This window comes from Novosphingobium sp. BL-A-41-Hi4A-0G, from assembly GCF_055521735.1.
In genome coordinates, this window is sequence record NZ_CM145501.1 from 437,809 (window position 1) to 461,345 (window position 23,537).

Consider the following 23,537-nt stretch of genomic DNA (forward strand, 5'->3'; position numbering starts at 1 on the left):
TGTTCCGGGATGGTGGAGGGGCTTTTCCCCTCCGTCAGCCACCTGCGGTGCCTGACACCTCCCCATTTGAGCTACGCAGAAACGGGGAGGATCATGCTGCCTTCAACCGCATCAGCGTGATCAGCGCCTTGCCGACCTTGCGCTCTGCATCGACCTCGCAGACCCGCACATCCGGCACTTCCTTGGCGGCGGTTTCGAGGCAGATCCACGTCGCCTCGCCGATCCAGCCAAGCCGCGCCAGTCGCTCGATCGCCACCGCACCAGCGCCAGTGCCATAGGGCGGATCGAGCAGCACCAGATCGAGCGGCTGCTTCACAGGCCCCAACGTCAGCACCGAACTCGCGCGCACGTCGCACTGCGGGGCGCAGCGCAGCGCGGCGATGTTGGCGCGGATCGTGCGGACGGCGGCGGCATCGCTTTCAACGAACACCGCGCTCGCCGCCCCGCGCGACAGGGCTTCGAGGCCAAGCGCGCCAGATCCTGCAAACAGGTCGGCCACGGCCAGCCCTTCGAAGCTGCCAAGGCGGCTGGCGAGCATCGAGAACAGCGTCTCGCGCGTGCGGTCTGCGGTAGGGCGGGTCGTGTCACCCTCGGGCGCGCGCAAGGGGCGGCCGCGCCATTCTCCGGCGATTATTCTCATTTGGCTTTCAGCATCTTTCGGAAGCGTTCCACCTGGACCTGGGGGATTTCCTCGACCGAACCGCGCTGCAGATCGGCCAGTTCGAACGGGCCATAACTGGTGCGCAGCAGGCGTGACACTTCAAGGCCGAGATGTTCGAGCACGCGGCGGATTTCGCGGTTCTTGCCCTCGGTCAGGGTCATCTCGATCCACTTGTTGCGATTTGCGCTGCGTTCCAGATTGGCGTTTATCGGGCCATAGCGAACGCCGTCGATCTCGATGCCTTCGATCAGCTCTTCGAGCCGCGCCTGGCTGATGTCCCCAAACGTCCGGGCGCGATAGGTGCGCGGGATGCCGGTGGAGGGCAGTTCCAGCGCGCGCTTCAACTCGCCATCGTTGGTCATCAACAGCAGCCCTTCGGTGTTCACGTCGAGGCGGCCAACCGGCATCACGCGCGGCGCGTCCTTTGGCATCGAGTTGCGCAGGGCAGTGTAGATCGTCGGGCGGCCGGTGGGGTCACGCTCGGCAGTGATCAGGCCTGCGGGCTTGTGGAAGCGGTAGAGGCGCGGCGCGGCAATCGGGCCGACCATCTTGCCATCCACCGAAACGCCGCGCAGCGACTTGAGCAGCGTCGCGGGCGTGGTGACAACCTCGTCGCCGATCTTGACGCGGCCTTCCTCGATCATCCGCTCGACCTCGCGGCGGCTGGCAATGCCCGCGCGGGCGAGCAGCTTGGCGATGCGATCACCCTCGCGTTCGGAGCCATCCTCGTTCAGCGCGCGCTTGGCGGGCACGACCGGCTGCGAGGTGCGCGGTGCACCGCTGCGCATGGAAAAAGGCTTCTTTTCGGTGGCGCCGGGCCGAGGGCTGAACCGCTTCGGCCGATCGCCGCCGTTTCTTGGGGGAAAAGTCATGGGGGTGCCCTTACGCGAGATAGCGCAATCCGTCACCCCTAGCGCCACGCGAATAGAGCGCTAGTCTGCCAGCAACAATTGAGGGAGCTTTGGCGTCGATGAGCACCGGGACCAGTGAACGCAACCTGTGGGACTCGGTGCGTCCCTATCTCGAGAAGGAATCGCTCGCCGCGTTCTTCCTCGGCTTGTCCTCGGGCTTTCCCTATGCGATGATCGGCGCGACGCTGACGACCCGGCTGGCGCAGGACGGGATCGACAAGAAGACGGTCACCGCCTTCACGCTGGCGTTCCTCGTTTACAACCTCAAGGTGTTCTGGGCGTGGATCGTCGATGGCCTTCACCTGCCGTTGCTCGGGCGCATGGGGCAGCGGGTTTCCTGGATGCTGCTGGCAGGCTCGCTGGTCATGGCGGCGGTTGCCAATCTGGCGCTGGTCGATCCGAGCGCGGACCTTGGCGCCACCGTGCTCGCCGCCGTACTGGTGGGCGTTGCGGGTGCGACGTTCGACATCGTGATCGACGCCTATCGCATCGAGACATTGAAGCCGTACCAGCTCGGCACGGGCTCGGGCATGAGCCAGTACGGCTGGCGTATCGGTTCGGCCGGGGCAGGGGCCTTGGCACTGGTCATTGCAGGCCGCTCCGGCTGGAGCGCTGCCTACCTCGCTTGTGCGCTCTTTGCGTTGCCTGCGATGCTGACCGCGCTGGTTCTGGGCGAACCAGAACGCCATCGCGATCCTCTGGCGCGCAAGGGCGTGGCCGAAGTCTTCGCTTCGATCATCGGTCCGTTCGGCGAGTTCTTCCGCCGCAACGGTGCCTGGCTCGTGCTGCTGTTCATCCTCGTCCACAAGGTCGGCGATACGCTGGCGAACCTCACCTTCCGCCTGCTGTTCGATGATCTTGGCTTCAGCAACGACGAGATCGCGATCTGGGACGTGGGCGTGGGCTTCTGGGCCTACCTGATCGGCGTGTTCATCGGCGGCGTGGCTTACGCAAAAATGGGTCTCAAGCGCTCGGTTCTGGTGGCGCTGGTGTTGATGGCGGTATCGAACCTTTCGTTCGCGGCGCTCGCGGCTGCTGGCCATTCGAACCTTGGCATGGCAGGCGCAATCGGGTTCGAGAACATGGCATCGGGCTATGGCGGCGTCGTCGTCGTCGCCTATTTCTCGGCGCTGTGCGACCTGCGCTACACCGCCTCGCAGTATGCGCTGATTTCGGCGGCGGCTAGCATCGTCGGCCGCTTTGCCACGGGCACCACCGCAGGTGCGCTGATCGAGAGCATGGGCTATGTGAACTTCTACATGGCTACCACCGTACTGGCGCTGCCGGGCATCGTGCTGTTCTGGTGGATGAGCCGCAGTGGCCTTGTCGACGCGGCGATGGGGACGGCGGGCGAGGAAGAGGCCCCCGGTTCCTGATCAGTCCGGCACTTCCTCGTTAAGCCTCAGCACTTCGCCCGCAAGATAGAGCGAGCCGACGATCAGCACGTCGCCCTCTGAAGAAAGCGCGGCAATCGCTTCGGGCACGGTGGCGAAACTGCCGACCGGCAGGCTCGTATAAGGCGCGAAGTCCTCGGGCCGGTGCGCCTCGTGTCCCGGCGCGGGGACGACCGAGATCGACAGCGCCCGGTCTGCCAGGGGCTTGAGGATCGCCGATGGGTCCTTGTTCGCCAGCATCCCCATGATCACGTGCACGGGCGGCTGGCTCTCCAGATGCCGGGCAATGGCAAGGCCTGCGTCGGGGTTGTGCCCGCCATCGAGCCACACGGTGCGCCCGCCTGCGAGCGTCGTAAGCGGTCCCGCCCCAAGCCTCTGCAGTCGCGCGGGCCAGCGCGCGTCGACGATGCCCTTGCCGACTGCGCCAATCGTGACCTGAACCGCGCGCTGGTGGCGGATCATCGCCACGGCGAGCGCCGCGTTCTCGGCCTGATGCGTGCCGGGGAGGGCAGGCAATGGCAGCGGCAATTCGCCATGCTCGTCGCGATAGAGGATCGAGCCTGCAATCTCGGCATCCCAATCGCGCCCGCGCATGATCAACGGCGCACCGATCCGCGCTGCGGTCTCGGCCACGGAATCAGCGGCGATCTGCGGATAGGCCATCGTCACCAGCGGCACGCCGGGCTTGGCGATGCTCGCCTTCTCGAACGCGATCCGGGCAAGCGGCACGGTCGGCACGCCCTCTTCGGGCGCGAGCAGGAACGCCTCGTGATCCATGCCCAGCGTGGCGATGCCGCAGACTGCGGCGGTCGGTATCACGTTGGTGGCATCAAGCCTGCCGCCCAGTCCCGTCTCGATCACGCAAGCGTCGGCGGGATGCCGGGCATAGGCGAGGAAGGTGGCGACCGTCGTCACCTCGAAAAAGCTCGGCTCCAGCCCCTCGCCTGCATCGAGCACTTCCTTGAGCAGCGCGGCAAGCAGCTCATCCTCGATCAGCTTTCCAGCAATGCGGATGCGCTCGTTGTAGCGCACCAGATGCGGCTTGGTGGCGGAATGTACCGTCAGCCCTTCGGCTTCGAGAATATAGCGCAAGTAGCTGCAGGTAGAGCCCTTGCCATTGGTCCCTGCGACATGGAACACCGGGGGCAGGCGGTCCTGCGGATCCCCCAAACGCGCGCACAGTTCGCGCACCGTATCGAGGCCGAGGCGGCCTGATGGCAGCGAAAGCGCCCCCAACCGGTCAAGCTGCGCCTGAACCGCCGCGTTTTCGGAGATCGCGAAGTCTTTCAAGCAACCCCTCCGTCATTGGCCTCGCCAATGCCACCTCCCCATTTGCATTGCATGAAAATGGGGAGGAACCGTGCTGATCCTCCCTGTTTTGGCGAAGCCCAAACGGGGAGGGGGACCGCCGCCGAAAGGCGGGGGTGGAGGGGCCTTACGCCGCCGCCTTGCCCGCCATCAGGTAGTCGATCACCTGCGCCAGCGTTACCTTCAGGTCGCGGCGGTGGGTGACCATGTCGACCATGCCGTGGGCGTGGAGGTATTCGGCGCGCTGGAAGCCTTCGGGCAGCTTCTCGCGGATCGTGTCCTGAATAACGCGCTGTCCGGCAAAACCGATCAGGGCACCCGGCTCGGCAATCTGCACGTCGCCCAGCATGGCGTAGCTTGCGGTCACGCCGCCGGTGGTCGGATCGGTCAGCACCACGATATAGGGCAGGCCCGCCGCGCGCAGGCGGGCAATGGCCACCGTCGAACGCGGCATCTGCATCAGGCTGAGAATGCCTTCCTGCATGCGCGCGCCACCTGCGGCGGTGACGGCGATGTAGGGGCACTTCTCGCGCACCGCACGCTCGCATCCGGCGACGAAGGCATTGCCAACGGCCATGCCCATCGAGCCGCCCATGAACGCGAATTCCTGCACGCCGACGACGGCCTTCTGCCCCTCGATCCTGCCGAAGGCGTTGGTCAGCGCATCGGCATGCGGGTTGGCGGCGCGCGCGGCCTTCAGGCGGTCGACATACTTCTTGCTGTCGCGGAACTTGAGCGGGTCTTCCTTGACCTTGGGCGCGGGCAGCAGTTCGTAGCCAGCGTCGAGCAGCTGGTCGAACCGTGCGTCGGCACCGATGCGGCCATGGTGCTCGCAATGCGGGCAGACCGAGAGGTTGTCCTCATAGTCCTTGGTGAACAGCATTTCGCTGCACGAAGGGCACTTGATCCAAAGGTTGTCCGGCGTGTCCCGCTTCGGCGTGAAGGGGAGCGCGTTGCGGACCTTGTTGAGCCAGCTCATACGATTTCCTTGCGGGCAGAGTGGACGGCAGCGGCAAGCGCGGCGGTCAATTCCTTCACCGGCCCCGCCGCATCCGCGCCATGCTTGGCAACCAGATCGACCAGCGCCGACCCGACGACGACGCCATCGGCAACCTTGGCAATGGCCTCGGCCTGTTCGGGCGTGCGCACGCCGAAGCCGACGGCAACCGGGATCGTCGCCGAAGCCTTGATCCGCGCCACGGCCTCGTCGATCGAGGCCTGCGCCGCCTGCTGCATGCCGGTGATACCGGCGACCGACACGTAATAGAGAAAGCCCGAAGAGCCATCGAGCACGGCGGGCAGCCGCGCGGCATCGGTTGTCGGCGTGGCGAGGCGGATCAGCGAGATGCCAGCATCGCGCAGGGCAGGGCCCAGTTCGGCATCTTCCTCAGGCGGAATGTCCACGCAGATTACGCCATCGACGCCAGCCTTGACGCATTCGGCGGCGAACCAGTCGCTCCCGCGGATCGTCATCGGATTGGCATAGCCCATCAGCACCAGCGGCACTTCCGGGTGGCGCGCGCGAAATTCAGTGGCGATGCGCAGGATGTCGGCAGTCTTTGTCCCAGCGCCCAGCGAGCGCAGATTCGCCAGCTGGATCGCCGGACCATCGGCCATCGGATCGGTGAACGGCATCCCCAGCTCGATCACATCCGCCCCGCCTTCGACGAGCGCGTCGAGGATGGAGGCGGTGGCGTCAGGCGTAGGATCGCCGCCGGTGACGAAGGTGACGAGGGCGGGGCGGCCCTTGGCGAAGGCGTTGGACAAACGGCTCACAGCGAAACCCCCAGATGCTCCGCCACCGAGAAGATGTCCTTGTCCCCTCGTCCGCAGAGGTTGGCGAGGATGATCTGGTCCTTGCCCATCGTCGGCGCGAGCTTCTTGACCGCAGCAATCGCGTGGGCAGGCTCCAGCGCGGGGATGATGCCTTCGGTGCGGCAGAGCAACTGGAAAGCGTCGAGCGCTTCCTTGTCGGTTACCGAGGTATAATCGACGCGACCGATTTCCTTGAGCCATGAGTGCTCTGGGCCAATGCCTGGATAGTCGAGGCCCGCCGAGATCGAGTGGCCTTCGGTGATCTGGCCGTCCTCGTCCTGCAGCAGGTAGGTCTTGTTGCCATGGAGGATGCCGGGGCGTCCGCCTGCGAGCGATGCAGCGTGCTCTTTGTCCAGCCCGTGGCCCGCCGCTTCTACGCCAAGCATCTTCACGCTGGCATCGTCGAGGAACGGGTGGAACAGGCCGATGGCGTTCGATCCGCCGCCGATGGCTGCGACCAGCACGTCGGGCAGGCGGCCGGTGCGGGCGAGCATCTGCGCGCGCGCTTCCTTGCCGATCACGCTCTGGAAATCGCGGACGAGTTCCGGATAGGGGTGCGGACCGGCGGCGGTGCCGATGATGTAGAACGTGTTGTGCACGTTCGCGACCCAATCGCGCAGCGCCTCGTTCATCGCGTCCTTTAGCGTGCCTGCGCCCGCCGTTACCGGCACCACGTCTGCACCCAGCAGCTTCATGCGGAACACATTGGGGGCCTGGCGGGCAACGTCGGTCGCGCCCATGAAGATCACGCAAGGCAGGCCGAAGCGCGCGCAGACAGTGGCGGTGGCAACGCCGTGCTGGCCCGCACCGGTCTCGGCGATGATCCGCGTCTTGCCCATGCGCATGGCCAGCAGGATCTGGCCGATGCAGTTGTTGATCTTGTGCGCGCCGGTGTGGTTCAGTTCGTCCCGCTTGAACCAGACTTGTGCGCCACCCAACTCTTCCGTCAGCCGAGGCGCGAAATAGAGCGGGCTGGGGCGGCCGACATAGTGTTCGAGCAGGTCGTCGAACTCGGCCTGGAATGCCGGGTCGGCCTTGGCCTTGCGATATTCCTGCTCGAGATCGAGGATCAGCGGCATCAGCGTTTCGGCGACATAGCGGCCACCGAACTGGCCGAAGTGGCCGCGTTCGTCGGGCTGGTTGCGGAAGCTGTTCGGGGTTTGCACGTTCATGGCTTGGCGCTTGGCAGAGGCTTTGCGGAAAGTCCAGATTTGCAATGCCCATTTGCAATGTGGGGCCCTTTGGGGCAGGGGCGCGTGCTGCATTGCGGAAACCTGCACAGACCGTTCATGTGCGGGCAATCTGTCGCAGTCTAGAGCGGTCTGGCAACGTCGTGAAGGCGGCTCCGAAAGGGGTCGCCTTTAGTCGTTATAATAATGGCCAAATAAATCCTGAAAGTAACAGGATTTGTTAGTCTGGCTAATGTTGCAGCGATCTCACATTTTGCCAACGATTTGTGTTTAATGTGATTTTCGTCATTGTCACTGAACCAGGTCGAAACTACCTGACCCCTCGCCACCTTCACAGAAGGGGCCAAAAAGTCAGGAGTAAAATCTATGCGTCTGGTTCTTATCTCTCTCGCCGCCTCGCTTGTTGCGGCTACCCCGGCTCTCGCCAACGAAGCACGCGTCGAAGCACGCGGCGGCGCCATCTGGGGCTCCGGTCAGACCGAAGCGATCGCCGGCGTTGCTGCTGGTTACGACTACGACCTCGGCAAGACCGCGTTCGTCGGTGCGGAAGTCACCGCCGACAAGATCCTCACCAGCGGCACCAAGGTGACCTTCGGCTTCAACGGCCGCGTTGGCGCCAAGATCGCTGAAAACGGCAAGCTCTACGCCGTTGGCGGCTACAACACCGAAAACTGCGACCTGTGCGACGGCACCTGGACCGCAGGCGCTGGCTATCAGCACTCGTTCGGCAAGCTCTATGGCAAGGTCGAATACCGTCACTCGTTCGTGAACGACGGTTTCCCCGACTTCGACGCTGTCGTTGGCGGCCTCGGCGTGAAGTTCTGATCGAACTTCGCGACAAGCGAAATGAAGCGGGCGGCCTCGAAAGAGGTCGCCCGTTTTCGTTTGGGTCGGTCGTTACAAGCGCCCCGCTTTTTCGCTCCCCTCCCGCAGGCGGGAGGGGTTGGGGGTGGGCTTGCGACGGCTGCGTCAGGCGCCCTTCGTTTGAGACTCAGGCCGTCCGCGCGTTGAAGCAGAACGTCCGAATGCGTTCGGCATCCTTCACGCCAGGAGCGCTCTCCACGCCGGACGAGACGTCTACCAGCGTCGTCCCCGTCCCACGCACCGCATCGGCAACGTTTGCCGGAGAAAGTCCGCCTGCAAGGCCCCACGCCAGCGGTCCCTTGTAGGCCCGCAGCAGGTCCCAGTCGAATGCCAGCCCCAGCCCCCCCGGGAGCGCGGCACCCTTGGGCGTCTTGGCATCGAACAGGATGAAATCGGCAACGCCTGCATAGGCATCGGACTTGGCCACATCGCCGGGGCCTGCCACCGAAACCACCTTCCACACCGGCTTGCCGAAGCGTGACCGGATGGCAGCGATTCGCGCAGCGTCTTCGCTGCCGTGCAACTGGATCACATCGAGGCTCGCTGCGGCAACGGCATCGGCCAAAGCGGCATCATCGGCATCGACGAAGACGCCCACCCGCTGCAGCCGTCCCTCGGCCTGCTTGGCCAACGCCGGAGCATCTGCCAGCTTCAGGAAGCGCGGGGAGGGCGGGAAGAAGTTGAACCCGACATGGCTCGCCCGCGCCTCGATCGTTGCGGACAGCGCATCGCGGGTGGTCACTCCGCAGATCTTGATCGATGGAGATTGGGCTGACACAGTCGGAACAAGGCCTTCAGGGGGAGTTGATCGATATGCGGATGATTGCCGTGGCTTCCATGGCCATGTTTCTGGCCGCTTGCAATGTCTCCGGATCGGGCAATGGCGGTCAGATCAAGCTGGCCGAGGCCGAGGCTGTTCGGTTCCACGCACGGCTCGATGCCGGAAAGTATCACGATATCTGGCAGTCTAGCAGCGACGTGTTCCAAAAGTCTGCGACAGAAGAGCAGATGAACCGTATCTACACCGCCGTCTCGACCAAGCTTGGCAAGGTCAAGACGTCGAAGCAGGTGCAATGGCGGGAGAACTGGGGCACCGCCGGGCACCTCGTCGAAATCGTCATGGACACGACCTTCGAGAAAGGGACAGGGATGGAAACCCTGACGTTTCTCGAAGAAGGGCAGCGGCTCAAGCTTGCCGGCTACCACATCAATTCCACCGACATGATGCTGAACTGACGGGGATCACACAGTGCCGGTGATCCCCGCGAGCCTTTCCGTTTACATTGCTGCCAGCTCGTAGCTGACGTTGACCGTCACCGTCATTTCCAGCTCGCCAGCTGCCACGGGCGTGGCACTTTGCGCCATCGCCTTGTCAGCACGTGCGAACAGCATCGGCGGCTGCGGCGGGGGAGCCCAGCCACCGTTCTCGGAAATCGACAGAATGCGCACCACGCGCAGGCCCGCGGCCTTGGCATAGAGCTCGGCCCGCGCCTTTGCCTTCTGCATGGCCTCGATCCGGGCCTCGTCCATGGCTGTGCCGGGGTTGTCGATCTGGAAGGCAGGGCCGTTCACCTGGTTCGCGCCTGCCGCCACCAGCGTGTCGATCACCTTGCCATACTGGTCGAGCTTACGCTGGCGCACCGAAACCTGATTCGCCGCCTGATAGCCGATGATCACCGGGTCCTGCTGCTCGTAGGAGCCATCCGGCAGGCGCTTGGGCTGGCCATAGGCCGGGTTCACCGAAAGGTTGCTGGTCTGGATATCGCGCTCGGCGATGCCCGCCTTCTTGAGTGCGGCGATCACCGCGGTCATTCGCTGGGCATTCTCGGTCAGCGCTTCACCTGCCGTCTTGCCCTGCGTCGTCACGCCTGCGGTAAACACCGCCAGATCGGGCATGCGGGCAGACTTGCCCTCAGCCGAGATGCTGAGCAGCGTGTTGCCTGCTGCGACAACCGGTCCGGTCGACATGGTCTGCGCGTTGGCGGCAAGGGGGGCAAGCGCTGCACAGGCAGCGGCGAGAAGGAATGCACGTTTCATCAGGGAGGCTCCCGTAAGTGTCGTTGTCGCACGATGTGGGCAAACCGACGTTACGCAGCGATGAACCGTTCAGCGCAGGCTTCGTTCCAGCACCACCATGCGGAAACGGTCCTCTCCACCATGGGGAAAGGGCCGCGTCTCGCCGGTGCGAACATAGCCCCGGCGTTCGTAGTACGCGATCAGTTCAGGGCGCGCGTCGATAACGGTCATCTCCATGACCGCTGCGCCGAACGCCTCTGCCGCCATATCCTCGGCATCGGCAATCAGCGCGCGGCCAAGACCCTCAGCCTGCAATTCCGGATCGACGCAGAGCATGCCGAGATAGGCGCGGGCCTCTCCGACATCGGTGATGGTCACTGTGCCAGCGAGCTTGCCGTCGATCTCCGCCAGCAACACGCGCGAGGCTTCCGAGGCAATCGTCTCGGCCAGTTCCGCATCGCTCGTCCGCTCGTCGTCGAGCAGATCGGCCTCGGTCGTCCAGCCCCGTTTCGAACTTTCCCCGCGATAGGCGCTTTCGACCAGCGCCCGCAGCGCCGGAACGTCGCCCGCTTTTGCCAACCGGAACCGGATCATGGATTTAGAGTGTCGCCTCGATCGCCCGTGCCGCAGCAACGGGGTCCTCCGCGCGGCTGATCGGGCGACCGATCACCAGCACGCTGGCCCCGGCATCGCGCGCGGCGCGCGGGGTGACGGCGCGCTTCTGGTCGCCCAGAGTGCCATCGGCGGGGCGCAGGCCCGGCACGACGAAGAAGCCCTTTTTCCAGCGCTTGTGGATCGCTCCCACCTCGTGCCCTGAGCAAACGATGCCATCCAGCCCGGCTTCCTGTGCCAGATCGGCAAGACGCAGCGCCTGATCATAGGCCGAACCGCCCACGCCCATCGAGGCCATGTCGCCATCGTCCAAGCTGGTCAGCACCGTGACGGCGACGACCTTGGTATGCTCGCCCGCCGCGGCCTTGGCATCTTCCATCATCGCGCGCCCGCCGCCAGCGTGGATCGTGACGATGGCCGGCTCCAGCACGTGGATAGACTGCATCGCGCCTGCCACCGTGTTCGGGATGTCGTGCAGCTTCAGGTCGAGGAAGATCGGCAGACCCACCTTGGCCACTTCGTGCACGCCATGGTGGCCATGCGCGCAGAAGAACTCCAGCCCCAGCTTCAGCCCGCCAACGTGGCCCTTGACCTTCTGGGCAAGCGCTATGGCGGCATCAAGCCGGGGAAGGTCGAGGGCAAGGTAGATCGGGTTGCTCACGGGGTCTCGCTCTTGAGTGTGTCGGAGCCTTGCGCGGCTTCCAGATTGGTGGACGAAAGCGACGGCGCGGCTTTGGCGCCCAGCGACGTTTCAAGGCTCGCAATCCGCCGCGTCAGGCGCCAGCGGGTGGCGCGATACAGAAGCCAAGTCGGCACAAGGCCAAGCAGGAAGGCCATGATCACCAGCACCGGCAGCCGGGTTTCCAGGAGCAGGCCTTCCCAGATCCGTACTTCGACGGGTTGCCAGTTGGCAGCGGTGAACGCGGCCAGAACGGCCACCACCACTATCCAGAATATCGTGCGCAGCATCCTCATGCCTTTCGCTCCGTGACCCGTCCGTTGGTCGCATGGTTAGGACAGGTCACGGCTCTTGGCGAGTCCCGCCGCAGCGGTGCAGCAAAGTGGTGCTCAGGCTTCCCCGAACACACGAGCAAAGATCGTGTCGATCGCCTTGAAGTGGTAGTCGAGGTTGAACTTGTCCTCGATCTGCTCAGCGGTCAGCACCGCAGCCACTTCCGGATCGGCCTTGAGCAGTTCCATCAGCGAAAGCTGTCCGTCCGATTCCCACACCTTCATCGCGTTGCGCTGCACCAGACGGTACGAGGCATCGCGCTCCAGCCCGGCCTGCGTCAGTGCCAGCAGAACGCGCTGTGAGTGGACAAGGCCGCCCATCTTGTCGAGGTTCTTCTGCATCCGCTCGGGGTAGATGACCAGCTTGTCGACCACCGACGTCAGGCGGGCGAGCGCGAAATCCAGCGTGATCGTCGCGTCGGGCCCGATGAAGCGTTCAACCGAGGAGTGCGAGATATCGCGCTCATGCCACAGCGCCACGTTCTCCAGCGCCGGCGTCACCGCCGAGCGGACCATGCGCGCAAGGCCGGTCAGATTCTCGGTCAGCACCGGATTGCGCTTGTGCGGCATCGCCGACGAGCCCTTCTGGCCTGGCGAGAAGTATTCCTCTGCCTCAAGCACTTCAGTGCGCTGCAGGTGGCGGATCTCGACGGCAAGGCGCTCGATGCTGCTGGCGATCACGCCCAGCGTCGCAAAGAACATCGCATGGCGATCGCGCGGGATCACCTGCGTCGAAACCGGCTCGACCTCAAGGCCCAGCTTCTCGGCCACGTATTCCTCGACCGAGGGATCGATGTTGGCAAAGGTGCCCACCGCGCCCGAGATCGCGCAAGTCGCAACTTCCGCGCGCGCGGCGACAAGGCGCGCACGGCAGCGGGTGAATTCGGCAAAGGCCTCGGCCAGCTTCTTGCCGAAAGTGGTCGGCTCGGCATGGATGCCGTGGCTGCGGCCGATGGTCGGCGTGTACTTGTGCTCGAAGGCGCGGCGCTTGATCGCTTCAAGCAGCGCATCAAGGTCTGCCAGCAGCAGGTCAGAAGCGCGGGCGAGCTGCACGCTAAGCGTGGTGTCGAGCACGTCCGAGCTGGTCATGCCCTGGTGCATGAAGCGCGCCTCGGGGCCCACCTGCTGCGCCACCCAGTCGAGGAACGCGATCACGTCATGCTTGGTCACGGCTTCGATCGCGTCGATCGCGGCAACGTCGATCTTGGGGTTGGTCGCCCACCAGTCCCACAGCGCCTTGGCGCCCGAAGGCGGCACTACGCCCAGCTCGCCCAGCTTCTCGGTGGCGTGCGCCTCGATCTCGAACCAGATGCGATAGCGCGCTTCCGGCTCCCAGATCGCGGTCATGGCGGGGCGGGCATAACGGGGGACCATGTTCGACTCCGTGCAAATTCTTGAGGCAGCAGCTTTGCCGCGCCGCTAGGGCGCAGGGGCCGCAAAGGCAAGGGGCCTGTGTCTCAAAACCCGCCCGTCGCCTGCACCATTTGCGCGATAACCCTGTCCGCCGCGCCCCTGGTCAGATGCGTATCGTCGACATAAAGCACCCGGCAATCCCGCACCACGTCGCACCGCTTGCCCACGCACAGCGCCGTGGCCGGATCGAAGAACGAGACGCCCGCATGGCGTCCGGCATAGGCGGCCAGCACCGGATTGATCAGGTGCCCTTCGGCTCGCTCTGCCGGAAATGCTGTAGCGCAACGCGCGTTGATATAGGCAAGGCAGCGCAAGTACCCGCCCGCCATCGCCTCGCCAGCAGGTGCAGCGGTCGGGACATTGCCGATCAGCACGATCCGCGTGTCCTTGGGCAGCGTTGCGATCATCCGGTCCAGCCCCGCCTCGAACGCGGCACGACCCTCTGCCGATGCCTTACCGATCCTGTCGAAGCTGCCCTGTGCGAACAGCATCCGATCCCACCGCTGCGCCAGAATCACCGTCCCGATCCCCCGGTCGCGCACCAGTCGCACCAGCGCATCGGGCTGCGCGAGGCACTTGGCGGCTTCCGGGGTGTCTTCGGCATAGTTGGTCACCCCCGGCAGTGCGAAGCACCCCGCATCGGTCAGCATCGCCCCTCCGGGCATGCGCTGCGCAAGCGCCGCGAAATACTGCCGCGCATGGCTGTCACCGAAGAGCAACCAGTGCACCGGCTGACCGGCCGGTGGAATGCTCGACACCGGCTCGGGCAGGGCCGCCGGATAGGCCTGCAACGCATCGCGTATCGCTGCGCTGGAGGGTTGCAGGCGCTCCATATGCCCAGCAACGCCAAGCGCCACGGCCACCGCCAGCCCGCCACCGCACAGCGCCACCAGCGCACGGCGCGATTGCAGCCAGCGCTTCTCCCGCACCGGTCGCTCGATCAGATGGAGCGAGGCAAGGCCGAGCAGGACCGACAGCGCAATCGCAAGTCCGGTCAGCCACCACGGCGGCGTCCCCCACCAGACGTAGCCGAGAAACGCCAGCAGCGGATTGTGCCAGAGGTAGATCCCGTAAGATGCCCCGCCGATGGCAACGAGCGGCGCGGCGCCCAGAATCCGGCCCGCCAGGTCTGATGCCGAGGCATGACGCGCCACCAGCGCCGCCCCGCCCACCGGCAGGATCAGCCGCCAGTCCGGCGCCGTCGCCGCATCGGCCAGCACGAATCCGCTCAAGATCAGGCCAAGCCCAACCAAAGCCAGCCCCGGCCTTTGTCGCGAGGGCGCGGGCAGGGCGGCACAGACCGCGCCCGCCAGCAACTCCCACGCCCGCGTCGGCAGCAGGTAGAACGACCATTCCTGCCGCGATGGTGCCAGCGCCAGACACAATGCCAGCGACACCACGGCAAGTCCCGCAAACACCACCGGCATCCGCCCGCGCCCCATCCTCCACAGCACCACGACCAGCGCCGGAAACAGGATGTAGAACTGCTCCTCGACCGACAGGCTCCACGTGTGCAGCAGAGGGCGAAATCCCTCGTCGTCATCGAAGTATCCGGTCTCCTGTGCAAACAGCAGGTTCGAGGCAAACGCACCGCTGCTCCCGAGCGCTTGGGCAAACTTGCGGAAGTCCTCCGGGATCATCAGCGCCCACGCCAGCACCGCGCTCACCCCCAGCACCGCCAGCAGCGCCGGGAGAATGCGGCGGGCGCGACGCTCGTAGAACGCGAGCAACGAGAAGCGGCCCGTGGCGAGATGCTCGAGGATCGTCGCGGTGATCAGGTAGCCGCTGATCACAAAGAACACGTCCACCCCGGCAAAACCGCCGCCAAAACCGGGCAGGCGGGCATGAAACAGCACCACCGGAATCACCGCAAGCGCGCGCAGCCCCTCGATTTCCCGCCTGTGTTGCAAAAGCCGTCCGATGAAGTTGCCCCTGCCGTCACGATGGCGAAGGCCGCGCGGCGTGGCAACCGTCTCGCCCTCCGACCCTGTAGGTCACAGCCCGATTGCGTGCCTCGTCCGGTCGCGATATTTGCTGCCCCACCAACGCCAACGGAGAATGCACATGGTTCGCAAGGTTCTTGTCCTCGCCACGCTCGGCCTCTCGCTGGCGCTCGCTGCGTGCAACACCGTTCAGGGAATCGGACGCGACATCGAATCCGTCGGCAAGGCGGGCGAAAAGGCGATCTGATTGCTTAGATCAACCCCTGCGCCTTCAGCGACGTATAGCCCTCGCGCCCGATCACGATGTGGTCGTGAACGCTCATCCCCATCAGGCGCGCGGCTTCGGTGATCTTGTTGGTTACCTGAATGTCAGCCCGGCTCGGCTTGGGGCTGCCCGAGGGATGGTTGTGGACAAGGATCATCGCTGCTGCCCCCACGTCCAGTCCCTTCTTCACCACCTCGCGGGTATAGATCGGACTTTCATCGAGCGTGCCGTCCCCCACCAGATGGTCGAGTATCAGCATGTTCTGCGTGTTCAGATAGAGCACCCGCACCCGCTCGACATTGAGGTGCGCCATGTCGATGTGCAGGTAATCGAGCAGCGCCTGCCAGTTTGACAGCACCGGCTGTTCGCGCACCACCGTCCGCGCCAGCCTGCGCGCAGCCATCGCCACGATGCGCAAAGCCGCCGCACTCGTCTCGCCCATGTTTGGGTGCAGCGCCAGCGCCTGCGGATCTGCCGTAAGCACGCCTGCAAGGCTGCCGAACCGCTGGATCAGCGAGCGTGCGATCGGCTTGGTATCGATCCGCGGCCGCGCCACCATCAGCAGGTATTCGATCACCTCGTGATCGGCGAGCGCATCTTCCCCGCCCGACATCAGCCGTTTGCGCAGTCGCGCCCGGTGCCCGCTCGGGTCTCCGCCGTCGAAAGTTGCGGCGGTTTTTCCGGAAGGCTGATCCTGTTCAGCAAAGAGTCGGTCTTGATCGGCCATCTGTCCCTTGCGGGCACCACTTCGGCGCTTGTTCGTTCAGCGCCGTGCATTGCCCAAGCCATGGTAGTGCGCAAGAAGGGGGCAGATGGCAGATAGTTTCGAAATGGCGGAACCGGACCCGGAGTCGGGCAGGCAGCCGGCTCCCGCGCCCCGCCGCCGCATGAGGCGCGTGGGCGTGTCGGCACTCGCCATTGCGGTGCTCGGCCTTGGCGGCCTCTGGCTGACGCGCAATTCCATTGCCGATCGCATCATCGTCGGGCAGCTGCAGGGCTACGGCGTGCCTGCCACTTACGAGATCGAAAGCATCGGTCCCGGCACGCAGGTGCTGAGAAATCTGGTGATCGGCGATCCGCGCCGCCCGGACCTGACGGTCGAGCGCGTGGAAGTGGGCATCCGCTATGGCCTTGGCGTGCCTTATATCGGCTCGGTCCGGCTGGTCGCGCCAAGGGTTTACGGGCAATACCGCAACGGCAAGCTGAGCTTCGGCGCGCTCGACAAGGTGATCTACGCGCCCAGGACCGACAACGCGCCGTTCACTCTCCCCAAGCTGAACCTGCAGGTCGAGGATGGTCGCGGGCTGATCCTGACCGATTCGGGCAAGATCGGCCTCGCGCTCGATGGCAAGGGCGCCTTGCAGAACGGATTTGCCGGAACCCTCGCCGCCACCGCGCCAGCACTGCAGGGTGGAGGCTGCAAGATCGATGGCACGCGCTTCTTCGGCCGGATCGCGGTGCAGGACGAGCGGCCCTCGCTGACCGGCCCGCTCCGTCTCGATAGCCTCACTTGCAGCAATGGCGTGGGCAGCGGCGCACTGGTTGCCGATATCTCAGCGCGCGCCGACAAGGCCTTCGCCGGTCTTGCCAACAGCGCCACGGTGCGCGCCGGAAAGTTCACCGCTCCCGGCATTGCTGCCGAGACTCTGGCACTCGACACCCGCCTTGCCTACCGCGACGGCGCGCTTACCGGCCGTGTCGATGCCAATGCCGGCAGCGTCAGCAGCGGCGGCGTGCGCTTTGGCCTGCTCGGCCTCGAAGGCTCGGTCCGGACGCGCGAATCATTTCGCAAGGCCGAATTCCGGGGCACGATCGACGGGCAGGGCCTGCGCCAGGGCGCTGCCCTCGACAAGGCCCTCGCCTCGGGGATGCGCAGCGCGGAGGGCACGCTCCTTTCCCCGATGCTCGCCCAGCTCCGCGCCAGCCTCAAGCGCGAGGAGCGCGGCAGCCGCCTTGCGGGCGAGATCGCGCTGCGCCGCAACGGAGAGGCGATGTCCGCGGTGATCCCGCAGGCACGGCTGGTGGGCGGCAGCGGACAGGCGCTGCTCACCGTGTCGAAATTTCAGATGGCCACCGCCAGCGAAGACGGCCCGCCCCTGCTTGCCGGCAACTTTGCCACCGGAGGCGCAGGCATCCCGCGAATCGTCGGGCGCATGGAGCGCGGCCGCGCCGGACAGGCGCTGTTCCGGCTGACCATGGCCCCATGGCGCGCGGGCGGCGGGTCGCTGGCGATCCCGGAAATGATGATCGCGCAAGTCGGCGACGGCTCGCTTGGTTTTTCCGGCACGACGCAGGTTTCCGGCGCGATTCCCGGCGGTTCGGTCCAGAACCTCGTGCTCCCAGTTAACGGTGCCTACGGCGCGCGCGGCGAACTTGCGCTGTGGAAACGCTGCGTCACCGCCCGCTTCGATCGCCTCACGCTCGGCCAGATGGAGGTCGATGAAAACGCCCTCGCACTCTGTCCGGCGGGCGGGAGCGCGATTGTGCGCAGCGGGGCGAGGGGGCTGCAGGTTGCTGGCGGAACCTCGTCGCTCGATCTCAACGGCAAGCTTGGCGAGACGCAGATGGCGGTCCGCACCGGGCCTGTTGGATTTGCCTTCCCGGGGGTGCTGACCGCCTCCTCGGTCGAAGTCGCGCTGGGTCCGCCTGCTACCGCCACGCACCTGACAGTTGCCAATCTGGATGCGAGAGTTGGGGGAGAGTTGGGGGGGAGTTATGGGGGAGTTGGAGTTAAGCTCGCCCAGGTCCCGCTCGACGTCTCGAACGCCTCGGGCGAGTGGCGCTATGTCGATGGAAAGCTTGTGCTTTCCGGCACCGAGTTCGACCTGACCGACCGGCTTGACCCTGCCCGGTTCGAGACGCTGCACTCCACCGGCGCGACGCTGACTTTGGCGGACAATCGCATAACAGCCAATGCCTTGCTGCGCGAAGCGAAGACCGCGCGTGAAGTTGCCGCCGTCGCCATCCGCCACGATCTCGCCACCAGCACCGGCCATGCCGATCTCGTCGTGGACAACCTCTTGTTCGACAAGGGTTTCCAGCCCGCGCAACTCACGCGCCTTGCATTGGGCGTTGTCGCCAACGTCAACGGCAAGGTCACCGGGAACGGAGCGATCGACTGGAACGCGCGCGGGGTGACGAGCACCGGCACGTTCGGCACGCAAGGCCTTGATCTTGCAGCCGCTTTTGGTCCGGTGAAGGGCCTCAAGGGCAATCTGCAGTTCACCGACCTGCTCGGCATGGTCACCGCTCCGCACCAGAAGCTCACCGTCGCCTCGATCAACCCCGGCATCGAGGTCACAGAGGGCGTCGTCGACATAAGTCTGCTGCCGGATCAAGTTCTTAGACTGCACGATGCGCGCTGGCCATTCCTTGGCGGCACGCTCGTCCTCGAGCCCACCGACCTGCGCCTCGGCCTCGCCGAAGCCCGCCGCTACACCCTCACCGTCGTCGGGATCGACGCGGCCAAGTTCATCGAGAAGATGGAGCTGGGAAATCTTGCCGCAACAGGCACTTTCGACGGACAGTTCCCGTTGATTTTCGATGCCAACGGCGGCCGGATCGAGGAGGGTACGCTCATCTCGCGCGCGCCGGGGGGCAACGTGTCCTACATCGGCGCGCTGACCTACGAGAACATGGGGGCGATGGCCAACTTCGCGTTCGATGCGCTGAAATCTTTGGATTACAAGACGATGACCATCGCCATGCGCGGCGATCTCGAGGGTGAGATCGTCACCAACGTCAAGTTCGGCGGCGTCAAGCAAGGGGCTGGCACGAAACGGAACTTCATCACCAAGCAGGTCGCCAACCTGCCGATCCAGTTCAACGTCAACATCCGCGCGCCGTTCTACCAGCTCATCACTTCGTTCAAGGCGATGTACGACCCCGCTTTCGTCAAGGATCCCAGAACCTTGGGCCTCGTCGATGCGCAGGGCCGCCCGCTCTACCGCTCGGCAAACGACGTTCGCCCCGGAGGGGTCCCGGTGATCGTGCTGCCGGAGGCGCATCAAGACATTCAGCCTGCAGAAAGCGGAAACCTGCCATGAGGAGCATAGAATTGACCCGATCCGCGAACCCTGCGACGATCTTTCCGATGAGGAAAAGCGGATCACAATTCGGGCGACGCCTTCTGCTGGCGGCGCCGTTGGTCTTGGGACTGGCGACGGGGGGCTGCATTTCGGTGAAGGCACCGGACAAGCCCATCGTGATCGAGCTCAATATCAACATCAAGCAGGAGGTCGTGTACCGGCTGGCGCAGGATGCCAACAACACGATCGAAAGCAATCCGGACATTTTCTGATGTCCGGCAATGGTTTGAGGATGGACACATGACCATGGTTTCAATGCGCAAGAGCCTTGCCGCGCTGGCTGCTACGGGCCTCCTGCTCGGCACGATCGCCGTGCCCGCATCTGCGCAGAACCGCGATCCCGCCTATGCCGCTGCCCGCGCTTCGGGCCAGGTGGGCGAAAAGATGGACGGCTATCTGGGCTATGTCACGCCGCCCGCTCCGGCGCTGCGCGCTGTGGTCGAGGACATCAACATCAAGCGCAAGGCGGTCTATGCCGAGAAGGCCCAGGCCAACAAGGCCACGGTCGAGGAATACGCGCTGACCTCGGGCTGCCTGCTGATCGCGCAGACCAAGCCGGGGGAAAAGTACCAGGCGCCCGATGGCTCCTGGCAGACCCGCGGCAACGGCCCCCCGTTGCGTGATTCGCGCTGCCCTTGAGGCTGGTTTCTGCATACGAATCGCCAACGCCATTCTGCCGGTTTGACGCCCTTTCTCGCAACTGCGGGGAAGGGCGTTCGCTTTTGCGATGATACCTTGGGTCAGGCTGGGGGCCAGACACGGTTCGTGACGGTTGACTCAACAATACCCCCCGCCTAAGGGGGCGGCGCCCTCGGCGGTCATCCGTCGTTTGTGCTGCACTTTTTGTCGGGCAACTGGCTTCGGCCGGTAGGAATGACAGGGGACAAGGCATGAATGACGATCCGTCCGGGATGGAGCCCATCGGCGAGGATGCGCGGATCGACGCGCTCGACAAGCGGCTGAAAGCCCTTCGAGAGCGGGAAGAAGAGCGCAACCGGCCAAAGGCAGGCGGGGAAACCGATGCGAATTACCGCATGGGCAACCGCGTGCTGGCGGAACTGATCGGGGGTCTCGCAGGCGGCGCGTTCATCGGCTGGGTCATCGACCAGTTTGCCGGGACGTCCCCTGGAGGGTTGCTGGTGATGTTGTTCATGGGGGTCGTCGTGGCATTCCGGAACATCATCCGAATTTCGAGCCGGCGCCCCGAATAGGGCGCTGTTGTTGTATTCGAGTGATACGGGGTTAAGCGCGTGGCCGAAGGCAAGGTCGATCCGGTTCACCAGTTCACGATCGAGACCCTTTTCGGGACCGATCACTGGTCTATTGGTGGTTACAACATCGCGTTCACCAACTCGTCGCTGTGGATGGCGATCACCACGGTGGTCCTGCTCGTGTTCGTGGCCGGTGGCGCCAAGCGCGAACTGGTTCCGGGCCGCTGGCAGATGGCGGTCGAGGGGCTGACCGGCTTCGTCGACAACCTGCTTCAAGCGAACATCGGCAAGGCTGGGCGCAAGTACCTGCCTTACGTCTTCTCGCTGTTCGGCTTCATCCTGTTTGCCAACATGCTGGGCCTGCTGCCGCTGGCGCTGGTTGGCGTTCATCCGTTCACCGCCACGAGCCACTTCACCGTCACCGGCGTTCTCGCCGTGATGAGCTTTGCGATCGTGCTCGGCGTCGGCTTTGCCAAGCACGGCCTGCACTTCTTCTCCCTTTTCGTGCCGCACGGTACGCCCGTTCCGATGATCCCGATCATTTTCCCGATCGAGCTGATCTCGTTCATGGTGCGTCCGTTCAGCCTTGGCCTGCGTCTTTTCGTGGCGATGATGGCCGGGCACGTGCTGCTCGAAGTGCTCTCGGGCTTCGTCATCTCCGGCACCAACGCCGGGGTGGGGACGTTCTTCCTCGCCGCCGTTCCCAGCTTCGTGCTGATGATCGGCATCTGTGCGCTGGAACTTCTGGTGGCAGGCATTCAGGCTTACGTCTTTGCCCTGCTCACCTGCGTCTATCTGAACGACGCCGAGAACCTTCACTGATACCCGCAACAATTTCCCATACGGTTTTGAGAAAAAGGAGTTTTTGACATGGACGCAGAAAGCGCAAAGCTGCTCGGTGCTGGTCTCGCCGCTGTTGGCGCCGGTCTCGCCTCGCTCGGCGTGGGCAACGTGTTTGCCAAGTTCCTCGAAGGCGCGCTGCGCAACCCCGGCGCCGCTGACGGCCAGCAGGGCCGCCTGTTCATCGGCTTCGCCGCCGCCGAACTTCTGGGCCTGCTCTCGTTCGTCGTCGCGATGATCCTGATCTTCGTTGCCTAAGGCAAACGAAGCTCACTGATTGTTGAAATGCTGGCCGGGGTTCGCCCCGGCCGCCTGACGCCCGGACACCCGCGATGCCTCAGATTGAACAGCTTGCCACCACCTATTCCAGCCAGGTTTTCTGGCTGCTGGTGTTCTTCGGCATCGTCTTCTTCGTGATCGGCCGGGGCATGTTGCCCAAGGTCGTCTCCACGATGGACGGCCGCGACAAGCAGATCGCCGACGACCTTGCCGCTGCCGAAGCCGCACGGGCCGCCGCCGATGCCGAGGAAGAGGCATGGCGCGTCCAGGCGAACCAGCAGCGTGCTGCCGCCCAGGCGGTCATCGCTGCCGCCAAGGCCGATGCCGCCAAGGCCACCGAAGCCAGCCTCGCCGTGGCTGCGGCTCGCATTGACGAGACCGTGACCGCTGCCGAAGCCCGCATTGCCGCTGCCCGCGCTGCCGCGCTGGGTGAAGTGGAAGGCGTTGCCGCCGAAGCCGCGCAGGACATCGCAAGCCGCATCGCCGGCCTGTCGATCCCCGCCGACGAAGCGCGCGCTGCCGTGAAGGGAGTTCTCGCAAATGGCTAACGCTGTAGAGACGACCGCAGTCGTCGAGCACGAAGCTGCAGGCGGCGAACACCACGTTGAACCCTCTGCGCTGGGCCTCGGGCCGGGCGCTTGGGTTGCGCTGTCGATGGCCATCTTCCTTGCGATCCTCGTGTCCAAGAAGGTGCCGGGCGCGATTGTCGGCGGTCTCGACAAGCAGATCGACGCGATCCGCAAGCAGCTGGACGAAGCTAAGGTGCTCCGCGCCGAAGCCGAGAAGCTGCGTGCCGAATACGCGGCCAAGATCGCCAACGCCGAAAAGGACGCGGCGTCGATGGTCGAACACGCCAAGACCGAAGCTGCGGCGATCATCGCCAAGGCCGAGGCAGACGCGGCGACCACGATCGTCCGTCGCGAAAAGATGGCATCGGACAAGATCGCCGCTGCCGAACGCGCTGCGGTCGACGACCTGCGCGCCAAGGCCGCCGAGGCTGCTGCTGCCGCCGCACGTAACCTGATCGCCAAGAACCACTCCGCCGGAGCCGACAAGGCGCTGGTCGATGGGGCAATCGCCGGACTGGTGAACTGAACCGCTAGCGGCGCGTCAGGGCTTAAAGAACACAAGACCCCTTCCGGTTTCCGGGAGGGGTTTTTGTTTGTGTGTTAGAGGTGGCGTTCCACGTCCTGTTTTCCGTGGAGGATGCGGATGATCTCCACCTGATCCGCCGCGATGCGATAGTAGATGAAATGCGCCCCGCAGCGGAGCTTGTTAATGGAGCGCCGAGTGCTGGGGCGACCGATCTTGTTTCCGTTTGCTATGCTTTCGCATGCAACTTGCAAGTCGTCCGTATAACTCTCGGCTTGCTCGATGCCCCAGAGGTCCGCGGTATAGTCCCAGATCCGGTCAATGTCCGCATAGGCGGCAGGTGTAAGCCTGAGTGCCTTCACCTTGCTTCGAACTCACGCCGCTTCCTTGCCTTGAACTCGTCAAAATCGAACGGTTGCGGCTCACCGGATTCTTCGCCTTCGATCAGGGCCTGCTCTAGTGCTCGGACCTTTTGTTCGTGGTCTTCGAGCAGCCTGAGTCCCGCGCGGACGACTTCGCTGGCCGATCCATAACGTCCCGTTTCGACTTGAGACGCAATGAAATCCGTGAAGTGTTCGCTGAGGGTGACGGAGGTGTTGCGGGGCATCTTGGTGTCCATATCTG

General features: G+C 64.7%; 28 protein-coding genes. 12 read left to right on the forward strand and 16 right to left on the reverse strand.

All coding sequences use genetic code 11. From position 1 onward, the window contains the following. Positions 1 to 91: 91 nt before the first annotated feature. Together rsmD and ACZ1JX_RS02290 are read right to left on the reverse strand one after the other, a co-directional pair. Positions 92 to 640: a 16S rRNA (guanine(966)-N(2))-methyltransferase RsmD gene (gene rsmD / locus ACZ1JX_RS02285; protein ID WP_465125195.1), complete on the reverse strand. Its 549-nt coding sequence runs from the start codon at positions 638 to 640 to the stop codon at positions 92 to 94. Continuing rightward, positions 637 to 1,449 carry a pseudouridine synthase gene (locus ACZ1JX_RS02290; protein ID WP_465125196.1) on the reverse strand — a complete coding sequence of 271 codons (813 nt, stop codon included), beginning with the start codon at positions 1,447 to 1,449 and terminating at the stop codon, positions 637 to 639. Before ACZ1JX_RS02290 ends, rsmD begins: the two co-directional genes overlap by 4 nt. Before the next feature lie 182 nt (positions 1,450 to 1,631). Between ACZ1JX_RS02290 and ACZ1JX_RS02295 the strand changes: the two genes are divergently transcribed. After that, positions 1,632 to 2,948 (forward strand): AmpG family muropeptide MFS transporter, encoded by a 1,317-nt coding sequence (locus tag ACZ1JX_RS02295; protein WP_465125197.1) that lies wholly within the window; start codon positions 1,632 to 1,634, stop codon positions 2,946 to 2,948. On the opposite strand, the gene ACZ1JX_RS02300 is transcribed toward ACZ1JX_RS02295, so the two are convergent. From ACZ1JX_RS02300 to trpB, 4 genes are all read right to left on the reverse strand, one after another. Further along, entirely contained in the window at positions 2,949 to 4,256 is a 1,308-nt protein-coding gene (locus ACZ1JX_RS02300; protein WP_465125198.1) for a bifunctional folylpolyglutamate synthase/dihydrofolate synthase, read from the reverse strand. 145 nt (positions 4,257 to 4,401) lie between these two features. Beyond that, positions 4,402 to 5,253: an acetyl-CoA carboxylase, carboxyltransferase subunit beta gene (gene accD, locus ACZ1JX_RS02305; protein ID WP_465125199.1), complete on the reverse strand. Its 852-nt coding sequence runs from the start codon at positions 5,251 to 5,253 to the stop codon at positions 4,402 to 4,404. Next, positions 5,250 to 6,050 carry a tryptophan synthase subunit alpha gene (gene trpA, locus ACZ1JX_RS02310; RefSeq protein WP_465125200.1) on the reverse strand — a complete coding sequence of 267 codons (801 nt, stop codon included), beginning with the start codon at positions 6,048 to 6,050 and terminating at the stop codon, positions 5,250 to 5,252. Before trpA ends, accD begins: the two co-directional genes overlap by 4 nt. Further along, a complete protein-coding gene (gene trpB / locus ACZ1JX_RS02315) occupies positions 6,047 to 7,261 on the reverse strand; it encodes a tryptophan synthase subunit beta (RefSeq protein ID WP_465125201.1) in 1,215 nt (404 codons plus the stop codon). Before trpB ends, trpA begins: the two co-directional genes overlap by 4 nt. A 384-nt stretch (positions 7,262 to 7,645) precedes the next feature. Here trpB and ACZ1JX_RS02320 point away from each other — a divergent pair, with 384 nt between their 5' ends. Beyond that, a complete protein-coding gene (locus ACZ1JX_RS02320) occupies positions 7,646 to 8,104 on the forward strand; it encodes a hypothetical protein (protein WP_465125202.1) in 459 nt (152 codons plus the stop codon). A 166-nt stretch (positions 8,105 to 8,270) separates the two neighbouring features. Here ACZ1JX_RS02320 and ACZ1JX_RS02325 read toward each other — a convergent pair whose 3' ends face one another. Beyond that, on the reverse strand, positions 8,271 to 8,921 hold the full coding sequence (locus ACZ1JX_RS02325) for a phosphoribosylanthranilate isomerase (protein ID WP_465125203.1): 651 nt from the start codon (positions 8,919 to 8,921) through the stop codon (positions 8,271 to 8,273). 35 nt (positions 8,922 to 8,956) lie between these two features. On the opposite strand from ACZ1JX_RS02325, the gene ACZ1JX_RS02330 reads away from it, so the two are divergent. Next, the gene (locus ACZ1JX_RS02330) at positions 8,957 to 9,379 is read left to right on the forward strand and encodes a DUF4019 domain-containing protein (RefSeq protein WP_465125204.1); all 423 of its coding nucleotides are present in this window, start codon (positions 8,957 to 8,959) and stop codon (positions 9,377 to 9,379) included. A gap of 42 nt (positions 9,380 to 9,421) precedes the next feature. On the opposite strand, the gene ACZ1JX_RS02335 is transcribed toward ACZ1JX_RS02330, so the two are convergent. The 6 genes from ACZ1JX_RS02335 to ACZ1JX_RS02360 form a co-directional block, all read right to left on the reverse strand. Beyond that, a complete protein-coding gene (locus tag ACZ1JX_RS02335; protein ID WP_465125205.1) occupies positions 9,422 to 10,180 on the reverse strand; it encodes an SIMPL domain-containing protein in 759 nt (252 codons plus the stop codon). A gap of 69 nt (positions 10,181 to 10,249) precedes the next feature. Beyond that, the gene (locus ACZ1JX_RS02340) at positions 10,250 to 10,753 is read right to left on the reverse strand and encodes a GNAT family N-acetyltransferase (protein WP_465125206.1); all 504 of its coding nucleotides are present in this window, start codon (positions 10,751 to 10,753) and stop codon (positions 10,250 to 10,252) included. A 4-nt stretch (positions 10,754 to 10,757) separates the two neighbouring features. Then, on the reverse strand, positions 10,758 to 11,432 hold the full coding sequence (gene pyrF / locus ACZ1JX_RS02345; protein WP_465125207.1) for an orotidine-5'-phosphate decarboxylase: 675 nt from the start codon (positions 11,430 to 11,432) through the stop codon (positions 10,758 to 10,760). Next, positions 11,429 to 11,746: a lipopolysaccharide assembly protein LapA domain-containing protein gene (locus ACZ1JX_RS02350; RefSeq protein WP_465125208.1), complete on the reverse strand. Its 318-nt coding sequence runs from the start codon at positions 11,744 to 11,746 to the stop codon at positions 11,429 to 11,431. Before ACZ1JX_RS02350 ends, pyrF begins: the two co-directional genes overlap by 4 nt. Before the next feature lie 93 nt (positions 11,747 to 11,839). Beyond that, positions 11,840 to 13,156, reverse strand: a complete 1,317-nt coding sequence (gene purB / locus ACZ1JX_RS02355) for an adenylosuccinate lyase (protein ID WP_465125209.1) — start codon at positions 13,154 to 13,156, stop codon at positions 11,840 to 11,842. A gap of 83 nt (positions 13,157 to 13,239) precedes the next feature. Beyond that, positions 13,240 to 15,105, reverse strand: a complete 1,866-nt coding sequence (locus tag ACZ1JX_RS02360; RefSeq protein WP_465125210.1) for an acyltransferase family protein — start codon at positions 15,103 to 15,105, stop codon at positions 13,240 to 13,242. A 154-nt stretch (positions 15,106 to 15,259) separates the two neighbouring features. On the opposite strand from ACZ1JX_RS02360, the gene ACZ1JX_RS02365 reads away from it, so the two are divergent. Further along, positions 15,260 to 15,385, forward strand: coding sequence for an entericidin A/B family lipoprotein (locus ACZ1JX_RS02365; protein ID WP_144901921.1), 126 nt, complete (start codon positions 15,260 to 15,262; stop codon positions 15,383 to 15,385). A gap of 4 nt (positions 15,386 to 15,389) precedes the next feature. Here the strand turns inward: ACZ1JX_RS02365 and radC are convergent, their stop codons facing one another. Beyond that, on the reverse strand, positions 15,390 to 16,130 hold the full coding sequence (gene radC, locus ACZ1JX_RS02370; protein WP_465125211.1) for a RadC family protein: 741 nt from the start codon (positions 16,128 to 16,130) through the stop codon (positions 15,390 to 15,392). Between the two features lie 85 nt (positions 16,131 to 16,215). On the opposite strand from radC, the gene ACZ1JX_RS02375 reads away from it, so the two are divergent. From ACZ1JX_RS02375 to ACZ1JX_RS02410, 8 genes are all read left to right on the forward strand, one after another. Beyond that, on the forward strand, positions 16,216 to 19,449 hold the full coding sequence (locus ACZ1JX_RS02375; protein WP_465125212.1) for an intermembrane phospholipid transport YdbH family protein: 3,234 nt from the start codon (positions 16,216 to 16,218) through the stop codon (positions 19,447 to 19,449). Positions 19,450 to 19,583: 134 nt separating this feature from the next. Further along, positions 19,584 to 19,703, forward strand: coding sequence for a YnbE family lipoprotein (locus ACZ1JX_RS02380; RefSeq protein ID WP_465125213.1), 120 nt, complete (start codon positions 19,584 to 19,586; stop codon positions 19,701 to 19,703). 28 nt (positions 19,704 to 19,731) lie between these two features. After that, entirely contained in the window at positions 19,732 to 20,130 is a 399-nt protein-coding gene (locus ACZ1JX_RS02385) for a YdbL family probable chaperone protein (protein ID WP_465125214.1), read from the forward strand. 251 nt (positions 20,131 to 20,381) lie between these two features. After that, on the forward strand, positions 20,382 to 20,702 hold the full coding sequence (locus ACZ1JX_RS02390) for an AtpZ/AtpI family protein (RefSeq protein ID WP_465125215.1): 321 nt from the start codon (positions 20,382 to 20,384) through the stop codon (positions 20,700 to 20,702). A 39-nt stretch (positions 20,703 to 20,741) separates the two neighbouring features. Beyond that, positions 20,742 to 21,524, forward strand: a complete 783-nt coding sequence (locus ACZ1JX_RS02395; protein WP_144901911.1) for a F0F1 ATP synthase subunit A — start codon at positions 20,742 to 20,744, stop codon at positions 21,522 to 21,524. 48 nt (positions 21,525 to 21,572) lie between these two features. Further along, entirely contained in the window at positions 21,573 to 21,800 is a 228-nt protein-coding gene (locus ACZ1JX_RS02400) for a F0F1 ATP synthase subunit C (RefSeq protein WP_011444975.1), read from the forward strand. Positions 21,801 to 21,874: 74 nt separating this feature from the next. Next, a complete protein-coding gene (locus ACZ1JX_RS02405; protein WP_144901909.1) occupies positions 21,875 to 22,369 on the forward strand; it encodes a F0F1 ATP synthase subunit B family protein in 495 nt (164 codons plus the stop codon). Then, a complete protein-coding gene (locus tag ACZ1JX_RS02410) occupies positions 22,362 to 22,916 on the forward strand; it encodes a F0F1 ATP synthase subunit B family protein (RefSeq protein ID WP_465125216.1) in 555 nt (184 codons plus the stop codon). The genes ACZ1JX_RS02405 and ACZ1JX_RS02410 overlap by 8 nt, the downstream gene beginning before the upstream one ends. A 74-nt stretch (positions 22,917 to 22,990) precedes the next feature. Here ACZ1JX_RS02410 and ACZ1JX_RS02415 read toward each other — a convergent pair whose 3' ends face one another. Together ACZ1JX_RS02415 and ACZ1JX_RS02420 are read right to left on the reverse strand one after the other, a co-directional pair. Then, positions 22,991 to 23,275: a type II toxin-antitoxin system RelE/ParE family toxin gene (locus ACZ1JX_RS02415; RefSeq protein ID WP_465125217.1), complete on the reverse strand. Its 285-nt coding sequence runs from the start codon at positions 23,273 to 23,275 to the stop codon at positions 22,991 to 22,993. After that, complete coding sequence (locus ACZ1JX_RS02420; RefSeq protein ID WP_465125218.1) at positions 23,272 to 23,520, reverse strand: type II toxin-antitoxin system ParD family antitoxin; 249 nt, start codon at positions 23,518 to 23,520, stop codon at positions 23,272 to 23,274. The genes ACZ1JX_RS02415 and ACZ1JX_RS02420 overlap by 4 nt, the downstream gene beginning before the upstream one ends. Positions 23,521 to 23,537 lie beyond the last annotated feature (17 nt).